This is a genomic window from Siphonobacter aquaeclarae, assembly GCF_900103285.1.
In the GTDB taxonomy this organism is placed as follows: domain Bacteria; phylum Bacteroidota; class Bacteroidia; order Cytophagales; family Spirosomataceae; genus Siphonobacter; species Siphonobacter aquaeclarae.
This window is the reverse complement of the sequence record NZ_FNGS01000002.1, coordinates 739,144-756,794: the sequence shown is the minus strand read 5'-3', so window position 1 is coordinate 756,794 and position 17,651 is coordinate 739,144. Positions and strand designations below refer to the sequence as shown.

Below are 17,651 nucleotides of genomic sequence, written 5' to 3'. Positions count from 1 at the left end.
GTGACACCAATCAGATTGAACAGACCCGTCGGATTTCCGGCGGGTTTTCTTTTTTCCTTCTCCCCCGATGAAAAAAATCCTCCTTCTCTGGCTATTGCCGCTCACCACCTTCGCGGCTGATTTTGAATGGACGCCCCGTATGCAGCAGGCCTACGGCGAAATCATCCGCCTGCGCCTGAACAAAGGCAAGCAACTGCTGGCCCCGGAACTCGGCCGGAACGGTGTAGCGAACTACCTCGACGACTATGCAGATATGCTGTACCTGCTGCTGACGGAAGACCGCCGCAGCTACGAAGCCATTCAGAAAAAAGGAGAGGAGCGGCTCGATCAGCTGGAGGATATGGATGAAGATTCTCCGTGGAACCGATGCCTGCGGGCTGAGATCAAGCTCCACTGGGCATTTATCAAGATCAAATTCGGGAAGGAAGTACCCGGCGCCTGGGACGTAATCAAAGCCTACAAGCTGCTGGAAGAAAACGCAAAAAAATTTCCGGGCTTTACCTATAACCACAAAGCGCTGGGGATGATGCATATCCTGATCGGATCGGCGCCGGAAAATTACCGCTGGGTGACCAAGCTACTGGGGCTTCGCGGGAATATCCAGCAGGGCCTGGGCGAGTTGCGGCAGGTAGCGGCGAAAGAAGCCCTGTTCCGGGATGAAGCGCAGCTGATGGAATACCTCATGCAAGGGTATGTTCTGAAAATGAACGGCCGTGAAATGACTGATTTTCAGAAGTTTGTTAGTACACACGCCGATAACCTCCTCATTCAGTTTTTTGGCAATTCCCTGCTGATGAAAGAAGGGTATGGAGATGCGGCGCTGGCCATCGCCCAGAATCACCCTTCGTCGCCGGAATACCTGACTATCCCGTTTTTCGACTACCACAAAGCCGAAATTCTCGTTCAGAAAGGCCAGTATCAGGCGGCCCTGAATGCCTACCAGCAGTTTCTGAAAGTACATACCTCCGGTAATTTTCTCAAAGACACGTACTACCGGCAGTATCTCTGCTATGAATTTCTCGGGGATGAAGCGCATGCCCGCGCTGCCTATGACCGTGTAAAAACGATCGGGGAGGAGTCGGTCGAAGCCGACAAAGCCGCGTTAAAAGCGGTTTCGAAACCCTATAAATCCCTGAGCCCGACGCGGAAAGTACTGCTCCGGAGCCGCTTTGCCAGCGACGGGGGGTACTATGAACCGGCACTGGCCTTATTGAAGCCCTATACCGAAGCATCTTTCACAGAACCGGAAGAAAAGGCCGAATACAACTACCGCAAAGGCCGCATCTACCACCGGACAGACGAGGTGCCGGAGGCCATCGCAGCCTACGAACGGGCTATTCAGCTCGGAGAGGGCCAGCACTGGCATTTTGCGCCGTCTTCCTGCCTTCAGCTCGGCTATCTTTACCAGGCCCGGAACGACAAGGCCCATGCCCGCCAGTATTTCGAGAAAGCCATTACGTATAAAAAACACGAATACAAAAATTCGGTCGACGGGAAAGCCAAAGCGGCTCTGAACGAAATGGGCTTCTGATTCCTACATTTCTCCTTCCACGCCGAGGCCGAAAAGGGCAAAGTCATATTTGACCGGATCGGCGGGGTCAAACTGCCGCAGGTTTTCCGTCAGTTCCATCGCCGCGAGCCAGTCGGTTTGCGGCCGGTGGAGGAGGCCGAGTTTCCGTGCGACGCGTTCGACGTGTACGTCGCAGGGACAGACCAGCTCTGCCATCTTCAGCCGGTTCCAGATACCGAAATCCACGCCGGCGTCGTCTTTCCGGACCATCCAGCGCAGGAACATATTCAGCCGCTTGCAGGAAGATTTGCGGGCGGGTGTGGCGATGTGCTTGCGCGTGCGGGCGGGAGCGTCTTCAAGGCTGAAAAAAACTTCATGGAAACGGACCAGGGCCCGTTCTGCCGTCAGCGTATGCAGGTGGAAGTCGCCGTCGGGTACAAAAGCTTCTTCCAGCGACGCATGTTCGCGGTAGAAATGCTGAAAGAAATGCAGAAAATACAGGGTGTCGGTATCGTTGAACGTCCTGTGTTTGAAGGACAGAAATGGCTTGAGATCTGACGGCTGGTGGTTTCGGACAAAATCATAGGGCGCGCCGTCCATCAACCGGATCAGTTCATGGCATTTGGCAATGATGGTCTTGCGCTGTCCCCAGGCCAGAACGGCCGCCCAGAAGCCCATGATTTCAATATCCTGCTGCCGGGTAAAAAGGTGCGGGATACTCACGGGATCATGGGGAATGAAGCCGGGTTGGTTGTATTGGGAGATCTTGGATTCGAGTAATTCGAAGAGCCAGCCGGAAGCGGAAGCAGGAGACGTCATCGTATCAGAAATAAAATGGCCGGAGGAGTAGTCGGATCGGATGGGTCGACAGGTATCTATTCCGGCATAAAAACGCATTTTCGGAGCCGTTAAATCGTTTGCACACACAGCAGAATCATTTTTGGGGACTCCATTGCAGGGTTTTGCGCAAAAATAAGTTAATAAATTTTTTTAAAAAATATCGCATTTGTTGTGTTTCTTGCCAGTTCTTGTGCTGGAAAACTTCTACTTTTGCATTGTTAAACTAAGCCTACATTCAAAGACATGCTCTCCGAAACGGATACATTGTTAGCGGCTCCTACGCTGAATCAACCAATCGCCTTCGAACGGATTCCGACGCAGATCTACGCCGATTCCAACGAAGCCTCGGCAGCAGTAGCCCGGGAAATTGCAGAAATTATCCGGTCGAAACAGCTGCAGGGGAAACCGGCGGTACTGGGTTTGGCGACCGGCTCCTCGCCCAAGAAAGTTTACGCGGAGCTGATTCGCATTCACCGGGAAGAGCGGCTCAGTTTCTACAACGTGATTTCCTTCAATCTTGACGAATACTACCCGATGAAGCCTGATGCGCTGCAAAGCTATATGCGCTTCATGAAGGAACAACTGTTCGATCATATTGATATTCCGAAAGCGAATTACTTCCTGCCTGACGGCACGCTGGCTCCTTCCCAGGTAGCGGCGTTCTGCCAGGAGTATGAGCAGCGGATCGACGAACTCGGCGGCCTGGACTTCCAGCTCCTCGGGATCGGACGGAACGGACACATCGGTTTCAACGAACCCGGCTCGCACGTGAATTCAAAAACCCGCCTGATGACGCTGGATTTGACCACGCGGATCGACGCGGCGCTGGATTTCGGCGGCCTGGCAAACGTTCCCAAAAAAGCCATTACCCTGGGCATCAATCAGGTGATGAAAGCCAAGCGGGTTGTTCTGCTGGCATGGGGCGAACATAAAGCCAAAATCATCCACGAAGCGATTGAAGGTCCGGTGACCGACCGCGTACCGGCTACCTACCTCCAGGGACATGCCAATGTTCAGTTCGTTCTCGACGAATCGGCTGCTTCCGAGCTTACCCGCCGGAAAACACCCTGGCTCGTGGAAGAAGTGGTCTGGGACCGCACGATGATCAAGAAGGCAGTGACCAGCCTGGCCCTGTCGCTCAATAAGCCGATCCTCAAGCTGACCAACCGGGATTACAACGATAACGGTCTCTCGGACCTGCTCGCGCAGGTAGGGCAGGCGTACGACCTGAACATCGACGTATTCAACCAGCTTCAGCATACCATTACCGGCTGGCCGGGCGGAAAGCCCAATTCGGACGATACCAATCGCCCGGAACGTGCCGAGCCGGCTCACAAACGCTGCCTGATTTTCAGCCCGCACCCGGACGATGACATTATCTCCATGGGCGGTACTTTCCAGCGTCTGGTAGACCAGGGACACGATGTCCACGTAGGCTATCAGACCTCCGGAAACATTGCCGTGGCGGACGACGAAGCCCTGCGTTTCATCGACTTCGTGGTCGATTACAACCAGAATTTCGGTATCGACAGCCCGGACGCGGAGCGGATCTTCCGCGAAGCAGCCGATTTCCTCCGTACCAAAAAGGATTCCGACATGGATACCCCCGAAGTACGTCAGGTAAAAGGGATCATCCGGAGAGGTGAAGCAAAGGCTACCTGCCGGTTTGTCGGCAACGGTGTCGCTAATGCGCACTTCATGAACATGCCGTTCTACGAAACCGGTAAAGTAGCGAAGAAGCCTCTCGGCGAAGAAGATATTCAGATTACGATGGACCTGATCCGCGAAATCAAGCCGCACCAGATCTATGCCGCCGGCGATCTCGCCGATCCGCACGGAACGCACAAGGTTTGCCTTGATGCCGTGATGGAAGCCGTTCGTCGTCTGAAAAACGAAGATTTCATGAAAGAATGCTGGGTATGGCTCTACAAGGGCGCCTGGGATGAATGGGCGATTGACCTGATCGAAATGGCGGTTCCGATGTCGCCGGATCAGGTAATGAAAAAGCGTCAGGGAATCTTCAAACACCAGTCTCAAAAAGACGGCGTGGTGTACCAGGGAACCGACTCCCGGGAGTTCTGGCAACGCGCGGAAGAACGGAACCAGGCAACGGCCGACCTGTACAACAAGCTGGGTCTTGCCGAATACGAAGCGATGGAAGCATTTGTGCGCTGGAAGTATTAATTTTGTCTCTGACGGAATGACGCGACGGGGTCCTTCGGGATTTCGTCGCGTTTTTTATTGATTTTATCCGATTCCGGCAACTTTCATGCAGGCAATCACGTATGTACGTCAACGATCCGCTTGTTACGCCAACAGAACGTATTTACCCTGCTTTATGACTGGTATATTTATTATTCTCGGAGTTGCGCTTGCTTTTGCTTATGTCTGCCTCGTGATCTGGGCTGTTTCCCGGGTGCAGAGCAGCCATGAGTGCAAGAAATGTGCGACATCTATTCACCTTGAACGTATCGGCCGACCGGCATTCGTCAAGAAGTTGGTGCCTTTCCTGCCCGAAAAGTATTACCGCTGCCGGCATTGCTACACAACATTCTTTCTGACCGCTTCGGCGAGCCGGAGAGAAACCCGCCGGAAGGTTTCCTCCTGAACAAAACAGCCCCGTCAGAAACGGGGCCGTTTGGACTTATGATGAGGAAATTAACTACTTGAACAGGGCCGCTACATAGTGCGGCTCATTTTGTTGTTTTTTCATCGTCCAGTCGTTCAGCGCGAGCCGGAGCGCCTTGTTCAGCCGCTTGACGACGCGCTTGCGCTCGATATTGAGCCGGACTTTGTCTACTTTCTCTTCGTAAATCAGCAGATGTTCTTCCGTGTAGAAGCGGACGGTGGTAGCAGTTTTCTGCCCCGGATTGCTTTCGGTGACCCAGTATCCCGACGGGCGGGAAGACTGGGCGGCTGCCCCGGTCTGAATGCCGGCAAGCAGAAGTACGACGACGACTAAATTTTTCATGGCTTGTAAGAAGTTTTTGGCGCCTTTTGTCTGACGCCGGTGTAAACATACTTCTGTTAACCAGGCTTTTACGGGAAATTCGCCAGGCAGGAGTCGCGCATCGATACACGTGCCTGCTTTCGTTGTCAGCGGCATTCGTCGGCGGAAAAAGCTGTTCGGCGACGATCGCATACCGTTAGTCGACAAAACCGTTCTTTCCGCAAACATTCGTACCCGTTTTTGGTACTTTTAGGCGGAAAATGGCCCCTCCGGATGGTTCGTATCTTCAGTTATGATTTTATCTTTTCGAGGAATCCGCGGATTCGCCTGTGGCGCCACGGGATTTTCTGGCTGGGATGGATTATTTTCTCTGTCCTGATCTACCTGCCGGTCAACGCGCGCTCGGGAGACGGAAGCTGGGGTGATGTCGTCACTGTCACGCTCTTCGAAACCCTGCTTTTCACCGTCTTTTCGCACGCTGTTTTTGCCTATCTGCTGGCTTACTGGCTCATTCCCAGGTTTTTTTATACGCGGCAGTTCGGGTGGTTTGTGGTCGGGTTTCTGTTTATCATGGTGTTGCAGGCCTTTTGTGCCTTTTGCGTAGGTCAGGTATTTGCGCGGCCGTTCCGGCTCACCATCGGATTTCCGGCCCGCTCGGGTAATCTGTGGTATGGCATGCTGGCGGGTGTGCGGGGTGGTATGACGGTCGGCGGTTTTCTGGCAGCGATTGTCATCATGAAGAACCTGTTTCGCCAGCAGGAACTCACGGCGTCCATTCAGCAGGAGAAGCTCAGTGCTGAGCTGCAACTGCTTAAATCCCAGATTCACCCGCATTTCCTTTTTAATACCCTCAATAACCTGTATTCACTGACGCTGAAAAGCTCGCCGGAATCGCCGCAAGTGGTACTCAAACTGTCTTCTCTGCTGCGTTACATCCTGTATGAATGCAATGCGCCGACGGTTCTTCTGGAGAAAGAAGTGGCTTTCCTGAAAGATTATGTAGAGCTGGAGCAGCTTCGGTACGGCCGCCGGCTGGATGTTTCTCAAACCTTTTCCGGTAACTTCGGGGACTGTTTCATCGCGCCGCTGCTGCTGGTTCCATTCGTGGAAAACGCGTTCAAGCACGGAACCAGCCAGCAACTGGACCAGGCATGGATCAGCCTTGACCTGGCCGTGGAAGAAAAAACGCTGAACTTCCGTCTGATCAACAGTCACGATCCGACCTATGCGGCGCAGTCCCCGGGAGGTATCGGACTCGTCAACGTCCGGAAGCGGCTGGACCTGCTCTATCCCGGCGCCTATGAACTGAAAATGATCCGGGAAGAGGAAACTTTTCTTGTAGCCATGACCCTTCGGTTAGCATGATACCCATCCGTTGCCTGCTGGTGGACGACGAGCCCCCGGCCCTGGACGTAATAGAATCATATCTCGACGGAATTGACGGTTTCGAAATCGTCGGAAAATGCGCCAACGCCGTTGAAGCCTTCCGTTTTCTGCAGAACCGGCAGGTAGACCTGCTGTTTCTCGATATTCAAATGCCCAAACTGCTGGGAACCGATTTTCTCCGCAGCCTGCCGCAGCCGCCGAAAGTCATCTTTACGACCGCTCACCGGGAGTATGCGCTCGACGGGTTTGACCTCAACGTCGTCGACTACCTCCTCAAACCCATTGCCTTTGACCGTTTTCTGAAGGCGATCGCGAAGGTGGTCGACACGCCGGTTCCGCCTCCTGCACCCGAACGCGAGCAGCCGGTTTCGGATGCTTTTCTGTATTTCCGGGCCGACCGACGCATGGTCAAGGTATTCGTCCGGGATATTCTCTATATCGAAAGCCTGAAAGACTATGTCCGGATTGTGCTGGTACAGGGGAAGCCGATTGTCGTCAAACAGGCCATCAGTTCACTGGAAAGTACCCTCCCGGGCCGCCAGTTTATCCGCATTCACCGGTCGTTTATCGTAGCGATCGACAAAGTAACGGCCTATACGCCAACGCACCTGGAAATAAGCGGAACCGAGTTGCCGGTTGGCCGGTTGTTCCAGAAAGAAGTGGCCCGCGCATTGGCAGGGATCTAGCTGCGACTGTTGGAGATTGTCCGGAAACCCCTAATTTTCGGTAGAAAACAGGTTTCCGTCTTACAATCTATCCACTGATGAATCGCTGCCTGCTACCTGCTATGGCGTTGATAGGCCTCGTTGCCTGCCAGGAAAAGAAATCCTCTATGAATGAACCGATTACCTATCCGCAGACGTACCGCGATACGACTGTGGCTGACGAGTATTTCGGGACGAAAGTCCCGGACCCATACCGCTGGCTGGAAAACGATACCTCCGCCGCTACCAAAGCCTGGGTAACGGAAGAAAACAAAGTAACCCAGGGTTATTTATCCCGTATTCCGTTCCGGGATCAGATCCGGAAGCGCCTCGAAGAAATATGGAATTATCCCAAGTACGGGTCTCCGTTCCGGATTGGCGAGTACTATTTCTTCAGCAAGAATGATGGTCTTCAGAATCAGGCCGTTATCTATTTTCAAAAAGGCTTAGATGGAAAACCCGAGGTATTTCTTGATCCGAACGGACTGTCGAAAGACGGTACAGTAACAGCGGGATTTTCCGGTTTTTCCAATGATCACCGCTATGCCGCAATCGGCGTAAACCGGGCCGGTTCCGACTGGCAGGAGATGGAGGTGATGGAAGTCGCGACCCGGAAAAAACTGTCTGACAACCTGAAATGGCTGAAGTTTTCCGGCGCGGCCTGGCATAAAAACGGGTTTTACTACAGCCGGTATGATGAGCCCGGCAAAGGGCAGGAGCTTTCTGCTGCGAACCGCTTCCATAAAATTTATTACCACGTCCTGGGTACGCCTCAATCGGCGGATGAGCTGGTGTTTGAAGACAAAGCCCATCCCCTCCGGTATTTCTTTGCGCAGACGACGGAAGACGAACGTTTTCTGATTATCAACAGCTCAGAAGGGACCGACGGCACCGAAATCTGGGTAAAGGACCTGGCCTCGGGCGACAAGACCTTCACGCGCGTCTTCGAAGGCTTCAAACACAACTACTCGGTGGTGGATAACCGGGAGGGAAAACTGCTCGTTCACCACAACCAGGGCGCTCCGAACTATAAATTATCGCTTGCAGACCCGAAAACGGGCGCGATGACGGACTTTGTCCCCGAAAAACCCGAAAAACTTGAGGGAACAGGTACGGCAGGCGGTAAGGTATTCGCCACCTACCTGAAAGACGTGACGACCCAGGTTTTTCAATACGACTTTGCATCGGGGAAACAGGAACGGAAAATTGAACTCCCCGGCCTGGGTACTTCGGCGGGGTGGGGCGGCAACCGGGATGACAAGCAGTTGTTTTACTCGTTTACGTCTTTCGTTTACCCTTCCGCGATTTTCCGGTATGACATCGCTTCCGGAAAATCAACGCTGTTCAGAAGTCCGGAAGTCAAGTTTGATCCTGCCGCCTACGAAACCAAACAGGTATTTGTTCCCTCCAAAGACGGCACGAAAGTACCCGTCTTCCTGACCTATAAAAAAGGCCTGAAACTGGATGGAACCGCGCCGACGCTTCTCTATGCCTATGGCGGATTCAACATCAGCCTGACGCCGGCGTTCAGTACCAGCAACCTGATACTCCTCGAAAACGGCGGTATCTATGCCCAGGCAAACCTCCGGGGCGGGGGCGAGTACGGCGAAGAGTGGCACAAAGCTGGTATGTTGGGAAAAAAGCAAAATGTATTTGATGATTTTATTGCTGTCGCCGAATACCTCGAAAAGGAAAAGTATACCTCCAGAGACCGGCTGGCGATTTCCGGCGGATCAAACGGCGGCCTGCTGGTCGGCGCTGTCATGACGCAACGCCCTGATCTGATGAAGGTTGCTTTTCCGGCTGTGGGCGTACTTGATATGTTACGGTTCCATAAGTTTACTGTGGGTTGGGGCTGGGTAGTCGAGTATGGTTCAAGCGAGCAGTCGAAAGAGAGTTTTGCCAATCTCTACGGGTATTCGCCCCTGCATCGGCTGAAGGAGGGTACTTCCTACCCGGCTACGCTGATTACCACAGCCGATCACGACGACCGCGTCGTTCCGGCGCATAGCTTCAAGTTTGCGGCGGAGTTGCAGCGCGTTCACAAAGGATCGAATCCGGTACTGATCCGGATCGAGACTTCTGCAGGCCACGGAGCCGGAAAACCGACTTCCAAGATTATCGACGAACAGGCCGACAAATGGGCCTTCTTCTTTTACAACATCGGCTTTACGCCCCAATAAATACAGGTGGAAAACATAGAGATCATTGTGTTGCTCCTATTCGGAGTGACGTTCCTGGCGGTGCTCAGTAACCGTACCCGCTTTCCGTTTCCGATCGCGCTGGTACTGGTGGGGTTGGTTATCAGCCTGATTCCCAACCTGCCCGTCGTAATTCTGAAGCCGGAAGTAGTCTTTTTCGTCTTCCTGCCGCCTTTGCTGTATGAAGCGGCGTGGAAGGCGAGCTGGCACGAGTTCAAGACCAATATCCGGTCGATTACCCTGGCGGCCGTAGGGCTGGTGATTTTTACAACCCTTTGTGTCGGTTGGGCGGCGCATACCTTTATTCCGGGGATTACCTGGGCGGAAGCGTTTCTGCTGGGAGCGATTGTTTCCCCGCCGGATGCCGTTGCGGCTACGTCGGTCACGAAAGGTCTCGGGATTCACCCGCGGCTGATTTCCATTCTGGAAGGGGAAAGCCTGGTCAACGATGCCAGCGGCCTGATCGTTTACAAATATGCCCTGGCGGCTATTCTGACGGGGTCGTTTGAGCTGTGGGAAGCCGGTTTTCAGTTTTTGGAAGTAGTGGTCGTAGGAGTGGGGGTCGGGATGGCCGTCGGGTATGTGTTGTACCTGATTCACAAGAATTTCATCTGCGAGCCGCTGGTGGAAGTTACGCTGACGTTTCTGACGCCGTACGCCTCCTACCTGATTGCGGAGCATTTTCACGCGTCGGGGGTATTGTCGGTCGTGACGACGGGCCTGTATCTGTCTTTCCGTTCGGCGGATATGTTTACGACAGAGTCGCGGATTCAGGCGAATTCGGTTTGGGAAGTCGTTATTTTTATTCTGAATGGTCTGATCTTCATCTTATTAGGCCTACAGATGAAAATGGTTATCCCGGACCTGGAATCGGTCGGTTCGGTTGGTATTCCGACGTTGCTGGGTTATGGTTTGCTGGTCAGCCTGGTGGTGATTGCCGTACGCTTCATCTGGGTATTCCCGGCTGCGCTGATTCCGAGGTGGTTATCGTCGAAGATTCGTACGCGGGAAGAATACGATCGGCGAAATCTGATCATATTCGGCTGGTCGGGTATGCGGGGAGTCGTGTCGATGGCAATTGCCCTTTCGATTCCGCTGACGTTGCCGTCGGGCGAGACGTTTCCGAACCGTAACCTGATCATTTTCCTGACGTTTTGCGTGATTATCGTGACGCTTGTAGCCCAGGGCCTGACGCTTCCGGCGGTTATCCGCAAGCTGAAATTACCAAAGCACTCCATTCTCGCAGAAGAATACGAAGTCCGCACCAAAGTGCTCGGCGCAGCGATGGTCCATATAGAAGAAAAACTACTTGATCTGGACGAAGCAACGAAAGATACCGTCCGTACCAACTACCAGAACCGGTTCGAGCGACTACAACACACAGAATTACCGCTACGTAATCCGCAGGAAAAAGATACCAATCCGGCGCTGGCGGTATTCAACCGGTTGTCACATGTGCAGCTCGAGCTGATTGAAGTAGAGCGGGAACTGATCAAACAGCTCCACAAACAGGGGCAGGCGAGCGAAGAAGTCCTGCGGAAGATAGAATGGGAGCTGGATATCGAGGAAACCCGACTCCAGCTCGAAATCATCAAATAGCTATTTCCCGGCGGAGCGCACGGCTTTCACCTCGGCGGCAGTAACCGCGTCGGCTTTGTTGCCGAAGGAGGAACGGATGTAGGTCAATACCTCGGAAAGTTGCTGGTCTGTCAGAAAATCATGACCGGGCATGACGTTGTTATATGTCTCCCCGTCGATATCCTCGCCTTCCAGCCCGTTTAATACGACACGAATGAGGCGTTGTTTGTCGCCCGTCACCCAGCTCGACCCCGCCAGCGGCGGATTCAGACTCGGAACGCCTTTGCCGCTTGCCTGGTGGCAGGAGAGGCAATAGGTCGTGTACAACTGCTTGCCCGAGTCGGCAGCTGCTGTGCCGGATGGTATGAAAGAAGTCTGATTATCAGGAGAGAAAAAGCCCATGCCCAGTAGCAGGGCAAAGCCGGCAGCAATTAATTTCATGGCGCTCGTTGAAAAACGCCTGCGCGGGCGAAGCCCCGCGCAGGCGTTTGGTTTACTTACGGGAGGTGATTTTCCAGATTTTTCCGTTAATGGAATCGCTGATATATAGCGCACCATCCGCGCCCTGGGCCAGTCCGACCGGACGGGCCTGGGCATCGCCCGGGCTCATGATCTCGCCGCCGGCGAAATTGTCAGCGAAGATTTCATACTTGCCTGAAGGCTTCCCGTCTTTTCCCATCGGAATAAAAGCGACGAGATACCCCCGCTGTTGCAGCGGAGAACGGTTCCACGAGCCGTGGAAGCAGATAAACGCCCCGTTTTTGTAGCGGGCCGGAAACTGGTTGCCGGTATAAAACAGCAGGTCGTTCGGCGCCCAGTGACCCGGGAACGACAGCAGCGGCAGGTCTTTGCCTTCGCAGATGCCGACTTTCCTGCCTCCGTCGCCGCCGTATTCCGGGGCGAGTACTTTCTTCGAGGTCTGCCAGTCGTAGTAGCAGTATGGCCAGCCAAAGTCCGAGCCTTTCTTCACAAGCAGAAATTCTTCGCCGGGAAGCTCGGCATTCTGCTCGTCGGTATACAGGCTGGGATAGAGGCGATGGAGGTCGTCGCGACCGTGCTGGAGGGCATACAATTGTTTGGAGGCCGGGTTCCAGTCAAGCGCCACAGCATTCCGGATACCTGTTGCGAAGCGGACGCCGTCGGCCTGTTTCTGGTTTTTCTTTGCTCCGTCAAACTGCCAGATACCGCCGTACCATTCCAGGATAGGGCATGGCTCCATGCCCTTGCTGCCAAGCTGGCGGTTGCGTTCCTGGCAGGCGTTTGAAGGCGCGCCGAAGTTGACGTACAGGTGTCCGGCATCGTCGAGCGTGATGGATTTCGACCCGTGTTCACGCTGAAAGGTCAGTCCGGTGACGATCGTCTCCCGCTTCGACTCGTCAATCGCGCCGTTTTTCAGCGGGTAGCGGTATACCGATGAATCCGACGAATCATACAGCCAGTCTTTCCAGATGGCGATACCGGTACCGGCATAGCCCGTTGCATAGGAAACGGTTTCGGCTTTGCCGTCCTTGTCAGTATCCCGGAGAATAGCGAGGCCTTTGCCTTTTTCCAGCTTGGAAAGCTTGACAAAGATGGTGCCGGACGCATCCACGACGATGTGGCGGGCCTTGCCTACGCCTTCGTTCACGACGGTGGCGGTAAATCCGGAGGGTAATTTCAAGGGGACAGGATCCTGTCCGGAAGTCATCCAGGCCAGCGCTCCGGCCGCAGCTACTCCGATCAGTAGTTTCATAAAAGCTTTTGTGTAAAAGTTGAGGAAACAGGTCTACTACCGCTGAAAGGTACGGAATCTCCGCATGCGCCGGTGCGGGGTTGCGATCCACCCGCCAAAAGCCGGGACGTGCGCCCGTCAGAAGTAGCGCATCTGCCCGACTTTGCCGGTACCCCGGTCAAATTCAAACCGTAAAAACAACTGCCAGAGGGTACTTTCCGATGAATTGAGGCCGGTACTGGCTTCCGTTTTGGCGTTGAAGTCATAGCTCCCGCCCACACGGAATTTGTCGCCGAGCTGTAATTCGACAGTAGCAAGCATACCATCCCGCCCGCCGAGTGTTTTCAACGTATTCTGGTACCAGAAGCCGACGCCCAACTGCCGGTACCAGAGCGTCGCGTTGAGGTCGAGGTGAGTCCGGAAAGACGAAGCTACCTGCTGCCCGCGCGCCTGGGCGGCGGCTTTGAGTTTCACATCTTCCGACAGGTCAAACAGGTAGGCGCCCGTCAGGAAAACCGGTCGGACATTTTCGTAGTAGTCGGTACCTCCGACGAGATTCTGGGCCGAAAGACCGACCGAATAGCGCGACGATCGGTACTGAATACCCAGCCCTGCACTAAACGGAAAGACATTATTGCCATAGATCGTGTTGGGTGGAAGTACTTGTGTAACACCGATTTGTGCGCCGACGGCCAGTACAACGGTCTCCGAAAACCGGTGCCGGTAAGCTGCACTGCCGTAAAATCCGACACCTGCGACGGAGTAGTTATCCTTGAAAGCCTGAAAACCGAGCGCCCATTTTTCACCAACAGGAGAGTCAATCGTAAAAAGAGGAGAGCTATAGGTATTCCGGAAAAGGACGGATCGCCGCCGCGTCATAAGAGTCATGCTCGTCACGTCGCGGCTGCCGGTATTGGCCGGATTAATGGCGATCGGGTTGAACGGATAGCTGCTGTACACCGATTCCCACTGGGCAGAGGCCCAGCCGGGCAGTACTAAAAACAGGATGAAGAAGGTAAAGTTGCGCATGTTGGTTGGCTAAAAAGGCGAAGGTAAGGCCCGACCCTGATTTGCGGCCTTATTCCCGCGAAGATCTGAAGGTTTTGAAAAAAATCTTTCCCGGTCGTGGGGGATACGCCTGTTTCAGTTGTCCCCGCAAAGACCGTCCGGAACAGAAATGCCGCAACTCATCCGAAACGGTTTCGGAATACGCCCGGAAACGGGTGAATTTAGTCGTCAACCTTTCCTGCAAAGCCATGAAAAAGAGTTTTTTCCTTCCCTGTATTCTGTTTTTAAGTGTATTGCTCGGTGCTACTTCCTGCGACCGCTGGGAGGACGCCGGGCCGTATGACGAGAGCGTCGCCGAATTTGGTTTGACCAATTTCGACGGCCTTGAAATGGGACACGCGTTCCGCGTAAATGTTTATCAGGGGAATACTTTCCGTATTTCTGCCCGCGGGCACCGGCCGGACATCGCCGATCTGTCCGTCCGCCGGGAAGACGGTATTCTGAAGATCCGTTTTCAACACGGAAACCGCAACCGGAAGTACCCGATGGACATTGATGTGACCATGCCCGTCCTGCGCAGCGTCGATTTTTCGGGAGCGGTCAAAGCGGACGTAACCGACTTCGAAAAAGGAGACAGACTGATTGTCACGCTTTCCGGCGCTTCTGAAATGCGGTTTTTCGGAAGCGCGAAACGAACGGACGTCCACCTGTCGGGCGCCAGCCGCCTGGAGCTCGAAGGGTATACCGACCGGCTGAATGCAGATTTGTCGGGAGCGTCTGTCCTGCGTGCGTTTGACTACCCTTCGTATGAAGGAGATTTCGATCTCTCCGGCGCCAGCGACGCCCGTACCACGATCTCCGAGTACCTGGATGCCGACGCGTCTGGCGCGAGTAAACTCCGGTACCGCGGTAATCCCAGAACATCGCTCCGCGCAACCGGCGGCAGTACCATTTCCCGGGATTAACCTGTTTTTCACCTATACCACGCAAACGGCTGCCCTGTAAAGGCAGCCGTTTTTCATTTGGGGCTTGTAACACTTCATCGGTAAATTAGGAGGGTTCTTCAGAAAATACTGGCGACCGGCGCCGGCGCCGGCCTATTTTGCATCGAAACTACTCGGATATCACATGCCGCGGATATTACTAGGAGGCCTTGTCCTCTTCCTGACAGGATGCCAAAACCTGTCGGGAACCAGTCCTGATGTCGCTCACTTTCTGACCTTTACCCTGCTGACGGTCGGGATGGTGTCGCTGTTCATGACGGCCGGATGGCAGTCTACTTCTCCGGCACAGTCGGAAGAGCAGGACGCTGATTTTTCTTTTACTGATTTTGATTCGGTGGATGTGAACTACGGGATCCAGATACTCGTCACCGCCGGCACCACCTACAGCGTATCCGTCCGCGGAAACCGCCGGCATGTCGGACGGTTGTCGTTTTCCAAAGAAGGAAGAACCCTGTATATCTCCCGAAAAGGCGTCCCGAGGTTCCGCTCACTGGGGGTCCACGTGACGATTACCATGCCGGAACTACGGGCTATCACCTGTACCGGCGGCTGCCTCGCGAAGGCGACGGGCTTCTATAATTCGGACCGGATTCGTCTCGATGCGACCGGCGCTTCCAGTCTCACCTGGCGGGGAAAAGCCCGGCACCTGGAGGCGCAGGCGGTAGGTGCCTCGCACATGAAGCTGGAAGGAGAGGTCGAATTTCTGAATGTGGAAGCGACCGGCGCATCTTCCATCGAAGGGTATAACTGTGTCGCTGAAAACGCCGAGGTCGAAGCCACCGGCGCCAGCCATGCAAAAGTTTGTGTGCAGAAACTGCTCAAAGCCTATGCGACGGCGGCGAGCTCGATCCGGTACCGGGGCGACGCCATCGTCGAGTCCGAAGCAACGGCTGCAAGTTCTGTTTCAGGGAAAAAAGGCAAACATGGCAGAAATTCAAAAAAATAACCGCGGCCGCTCCGTACGCCGGTTTATCGCGGCCTCCGTCATCTTTGCGCTGCTGGTATTCGTGCTGATGAAAGTGGAAAGCCCGCTGAACATGACGACGCGCCTGTTCATTATCCTGTCCGTCGCCGCAGCCGGCGACGTGCTATACCGGCTACTGTCGAAATCCCTTTCGATGGTACTTTCCCGGAAGGCGGAGCTGCTCAGTCCGAACAAGCTCATCGCTTCCATGATCCTCTACGGTGGGTTTGTGGCGGCGCTGGTGGGGCTGCTCCTTATGTACCTGATCGGATGGGTACTGAACGTGACGTTTACATTTCAGGATTACTTCCTGAATATCAGTTTGTTTGCGATTATCAGCTCGGCCGTTATTGCCATCTTCTCCCTGCGCTCGTTTATCGAACGCTGGCGGGCGCTGCTGGTGATGGAAGAGGAGCTGAAGCGCGCGGTGCTGAAGGCGGAATTTGAAACCCTGAAAAACCAGGTTAATCCGCACTTCCTCTTCAACTCGCTGAATATTCTGAGCGCGCTGATTCCGGAAGACCCCAACAATGCCGTGCGACTGGTAGAGCGGCTGTCAAAGGTATTCCGCTATAACCTTCAGCATACCGACCGGAATACAATGGACCTGGCAACGGAGCTTCGCATTGCCGAATCGTACCTGTTTATTCACCAGATGCGTTTCGGGGAAAATCTCCGGTATGAAACGAACATTCCGGCTGAGCTCCATTCCCAGCATATTGTCACCCAAAGCCTGCTGACGCTGGTGGAAAATGCCATCAAGCATAACGAGTGCTCGGGCGAACGCCCGCTGATGATCCGCATCGAGGCGGGGGAAGGCGCGCTCATTGTCCGCAATCCGATTCAGTTGAAAAGCCGCCTACAGACCGATTCCACCGGCATCGGTCTGCGGAATATGGAACACCGCTACCGCCTGCTGACCGACCGCCGGGTCATAGTCACGGAAGAAAACGGAGAATTTATTGTCAAAATACCTCTGCTGCCCTCGGCAGCCTAGCTAATCGTGTGTATGAATGTACTATTGGTGGAAGACGAGCCCCTGGCGGCGAAGCGACTCGAAACGCTGGTGAAGGAAATAGCACCGGAGGCGAAGATTGTAGCAAAGCCCGAAAGTGTCCGGGCGGCGGTGCGCTGGCTGAAGTCAGAGCCCGAACCGGACCTGATCCTGATGGATGTGCAACTGGCCGATGGCCTCAGTTTTGAGATTTTTCAACAGATAGAGGTCTCCGCGCCGGTTATTTTTACCACAGCCTACGACGAATACGCGCTCCGTGCCTTCAAGGTCAACAGCATTGATTACCTGCTGAAGCCCATTGAGCAGGAGGAGCTGCAGGCTGCGTTTGCCAAGTTCCGCTCCCGCGGGCACCAGCCTTCGTCAGACCAGTTTGTGCGCATGCTGGAGGCTTTCGGCGTGCGCCCGGTCTCCTACAAAAGCCGCTTTCTGCTGAAGCAGGGAAGTCGGTTGGAAGTAGTGGAAACGGCTGATATTCAATATCTTTTTGCCGAAGACAAAGTAGTGCTGCTGTATACGTCCGGCGGGAAGAAATTCATCGCCGACGATACGCTCGATGAGCTGGAAAAACAGCTGGACCCCCGGCACTATTTCCGGCTGAACCGAAAATACATCAGTTCGCTGAGCGCGATCGAGCGGATGGAACCGTATTTTAACGGACGCATCCGTGTCTGGCTCCGGCAGCGTCCGGCCGATGAGGAAATCCTGGTGAGCCGCGAACGGGCTGAATCGTTCCGGAACTGGCTCAACAGCTAAAGAAAGACCATACTTGCTATCGACCGC

At 54.3% G+C, this 17,651-nt stretch carries 16 protein-coding genes; 11 read left to right on the top strand and 5 right to left on the bottom strand.

The features are described from left to right. The first annotated feature begins 67 nt into the window (after window positions 1-67). A complete protein-coding gene (locus tag BLR09_RS06675) occupies window positions 68-1,531 on the top strand; it encodes a tetratricopeptide repeat protein (protein WP_093199372.1) in 1,464 nt (487 codons plus the stop codon). A 3-nt stretch (window positions 1,532-1,534) separates the two neighbouring features. Here the strand turns inward: BLR09_RS06675 and BLR09_RS06670 are convergent, their stop codons facing one another. After that, window positions 1,535-2,329 (bottom strand): TIGR02757 family protein, encoded by a 795-nt coding sequence (locus tag BLR09_RS06670; RefSeq protein WP_093199369.1) that lies wholly within the window; start codon window positions 2,327-2,329, stop codon window positions 1,535-1,537. Between the two features lie 264 nt (window positions 2,330-2,593). Here BLR09_RS06670 and nagB point away from each other — a divergent pair, with 264 nt between their 5' ends. Together nagB and BLR09_RS06660 are read left to right on the top strand one after the other, a co-directional pair. Next, window positions 2,594-4,534 (top strand): glucosamine-6-phosphate deaminase, encoded by a 1,941-nt coding sequence (nagB, locus tag BLR09_RS06665; protein WP_093199367.1) that lies wholly within the window; start codon window positions 2,594-2,596, stop codon window positions 4,532-4,534. Between the two features lie 154 nt (window positions 4,535-4,688). Further along, window positions 4,689-4,958, top strand: a complete 270-nt coding sequence (locus BLR09_RS06660) for a hypothetical protein (RefSeq protein ID WP_093199365.1) — start codon at window positions 4,689-4,691, stop codon at window positions 4,956-4,958. 54 nt (window positions 4,959-5,012) lie between these two features. Here BLR09_RS06660 and BLR09_RS06655 read toward each other — a convergent pair whose 3' ends face one another. Continuing rightward, window positions 5,013-5,321 (bottom strand): hypothetical protein, encoded by a 309-nt coding sequence (locus BLR09_RS06655; protein ID WP_143011042.1) that lies wholly within the window; start codon window positions 5,319-5,321, stop codon window positions 5,013-5,015. A gap of 252 nt (window positions 5,322-5,573) precedes the next feature. Here BLR09_RS06655 and BLR09_RS06650 point away from each other — a divergent pair, with 252 nt between their 5' ends. From BLR09_RS06650 to BLR09_RS06635, 4 genes are all read left to right on the top strand, one after another. Beyond that, window positions 5,574-6,665, top strand: coding sequence for a sensor histidine kinase (locus tag BLR09_RS06650; RefSeq protein WP_093199359.1), 1,092 nt, complete (start codon window positions 5,574-5,576; stop codon window positions 6,663-6,665). Next, entirely contained in the window at window positions 6,662-7,372 is a 711-nt protein-coding gene (locus BLR09_RS06645; protein ID WP_176785476.1) for a LytR/AlgR family response regulator transcription factor, read from the top strand. The genes BLR09_RS06650 and BLR09_RS06645 overlap by 4 nt, the downstream gene beginning before the upstream one ends. 77 nt (window positions 7,373-7,449) lie before the next feature. Continuing rightward, complete coding sequence (locus BLR09_RS06640; RefSeq protein WP_093199357.1) at window positions 7,450-9,573, top strand: prolyl oligopeptidase family serine peptidase; 2,124 nt, start codon at window positions 7,450-7,452, stop codon at window positions 9,571-9,573. A 27-nt stretch (window positions 9,574-9,600) separates the two neighbouring features. Then, complete coding sequence (locus tag BLR09_RS06635; RefSeq protein ID WP_218126616.1) at window positions 9,601-11,190, top strand: Na+/H+ antiporter; 1,590 nt, start codon at window positions 9,601-9,603, stop codon at window positions 11,188-11,190. Here BLR09_RS06635 and BLR09_RS06630 read toward each other — a convergent pair whose 3' ends face one another. The 3 genes from BLR09_RS06630 to BLR09_RS06620 form a co-directional block, all read right to left on the bottom strand. Continuing rightward, window positions 11,191-11,610 carry a c-type cytochrome gene (locus BLR09_RS06630; RefSeq protein WP_093199351.1) on the bottom strand — a complete coding sequence of 140 codons (420 nt, stop codon included), beginning with the start codon at window positions 11,608-11,610 and terminating at the stop codon, window positions 11,191-11,193. A 52-nt stretch (window positions 11,611-11,662) separates the two neighbouring features. Further along, window positions 11,663-12,901, bottom strand: a complete 1,239-nt coding sequence (locus BLR09_RS06625; RefSeq protein WP_093199348.1) for a PQQ-dependent sugar dehydrogenase — start codon at window positions 12,899-12,901, stop codon at window positions 11,663-11,665. Window positions 12,902-13,018: 117 nt separating this feature from the next. Beyond that, window positions 13,019-13,909 carry a PorP/SprF family type IX secretion system membrane protein gene (locus BLR09_RS06620; protein ID WP_093199345.1) on the bottom strand — a complete coding sequence of 297 codons (891 nt, stop codon included), beginning with the start codon at window positions 13,907-13,909 and terminating at the stop codon, window positions 13,019-13,021. A gap of 227 nt (window positions 13,910-14,136) precedes the next feature. Between BLR09_RS06620 and BLR09_RS06615 the strand changes: the two genes are divergently transcribed. The 4 genes from BLR09_RS06615 to BLR09_RS06600 all read left to right on the top strand — a co-directional run bounded on the left by BLR09_RS06615 (window position 14,137) and on the right by BLR09_RS06600 (window position 17,624). Continuing rightward, window positions 14,137-14,853 carry a head GIN domain-containing protein gene (locus BLR09_RS06615; protein WP_143011041.1) on the top strand — a complete coding sequence of 239 codons (717 nt, stop codon included), beginning with the start codon at window positions 14,137-14,139 and terminating at the stop codon, window positions 14,851-14,853. Between the two features lie 163 nt (window positions 14,854-15,016). Beyond that, window positions 15,017-15,838, top strand: coding sequence for a head GIN domain-containing protein (locus tag BLR09_RS06610; protein ID WP_093199339.1), 822 nt, complete (start codon window positions 15,017-15,019; stop codon window positions 15,836-15,838). Beyond that, window positions 15,816-16,853: a sensor histidine kinase gene (locus BLR09_RS06605; protein ID WP_176785475.1), complete on the top strand. Its 1,038-nt coding sequence runs from the start codon at window positions 15,816-15,818 to the stop codon at window positions 16,851-16,853. Before BLR09_RS06610 ends, BLR09_RS06605 begins: the two co-directional genes overlap by 23 nt. Before the next feature lie 12 nt (window positions 16,854-16,865). After that, on the top strand, window positions 16,866-17,624 hold the full coding sequence (locus BLR09_RS06600) for a LytR/AlgR family response regulator transcription factor (RefSeq protein ID WP_093199334.1): 759 nt from the start codon (window positions 16,866-16,868) through the stop codon (window positions 17,622-17,624). Window positions 17,625-17,651: the final 27 nt, after the last annotated feature.

Excerpts from the sequence above, each read along its gene's own strand:
- BLR09_RS06675 (WP_093199372.1), top strand. The coding sequence starts at position 68 with ATGAAAAAAATCCTCCTTCTCTGGCTATTGCCGCTCACCACCTTCGCG.
- BLR09_RS06670 (WP_093199369.1), bottom strand. The coding sequence starts at position 2,329 with ATGACGTCTCCTGCTTCCGCTTCCGGCTGGCTCTTCGAATTACTCGAA.
- nagB (WP_093199367.1), top strand. The coding sequence starts at position 2,594 with ATGCTCTCCGAAACGGATACATTGTTAGCGGCTCCTACGCTGAATCAA.
- BLR09_RS06660 (WP_093199365.1), top strand. The coding sequence starts at position 4,689 with ATGACTGGTATATTTATTATTCTCGGAGTTGCGCTTGCTTTTGCTTAT.
- BLR09_RS06655 (WP_143011042.1), bottom strand. The coding sequence starts at position 5,321 with ATGAAAAATTTAGTCGTCGTCGTACTTCTGCTTGCCGGCATTCAGACC.
- BLR09_RS06650 (WP_093199359.1), top strand. The coding sequence starts at position 5,574 with ATGGTTCGTATCTTCAGTTATGATTTTATCTTTTCGAGGAATCCGCGG.
- BLR09_RS06645 (WP_176785476.1), top strand. The coding sequence starts at position 6,662 with ATGATACCCATCCGTTGCCTGCTGGTGGACGACGAGCCCCCGGCCCTG.
- BLR09_RS06640 (WP_093199357.1), top strand. The coding sequence starts at position 7,450 with ATGAATCGCTGCCTGCTACCTGCTATGGCGTTGATAGGCCTCGTTGCC.
- BLR09_RS06630 (WP_093199351.1), bottom strand. The coding sequence starts at position 11,610 with ATGAAATTAATTGCTGCCGGCTTTGCCCTGCTACTGGGCATGGGCTTT.
- BLR09_RS06625 (WP_093199348.1), bottom strand. The coding sequence starts at position 12,901 with ATGAAACTACTGATCGGAGTAGCTGCGGCCGGAGCGCTGGCCTGGATG.
- BLR09_RS06620 (WP_093199345.1), bottom strand. The coding sequence starts at position 13,909 with ATGCGCAACTTTACCTTCTTCATCCTGTTTTTAGTACTGCCCGGCTGG.
- BLR09_RS06615 (WP_143011041.1), top strand. The coding sequence starts at position 14,137 with ATGAAAAAGAGTTTTTTCCTTCCCTGTATTCTGTTTTTAAGTGTATTG.
- BLR09_RS06610 (WP_093199339.1), top strand. The coding sequence starts at position 15,017 with ATGCCGCGGATATTACTAGGAGGCCTTGTCCTCTTCCTGACAGGATGC.
- BLR09_RS06605 (WP_176785475.1), top strand. The coding sequence starts at position 15,816 with ATGGCAGAAATTCAAAAAAATAACCGCGGCCGCTCCGTACGCCGGTTT.
- BLR09_RS06600 (WP_093199334.1), top strand. The coding sequence starts at position 16,866 with ATGAATGTACTATTGGTGGAAGACGAGCCCCTGGCGGCGAAGCGACTC.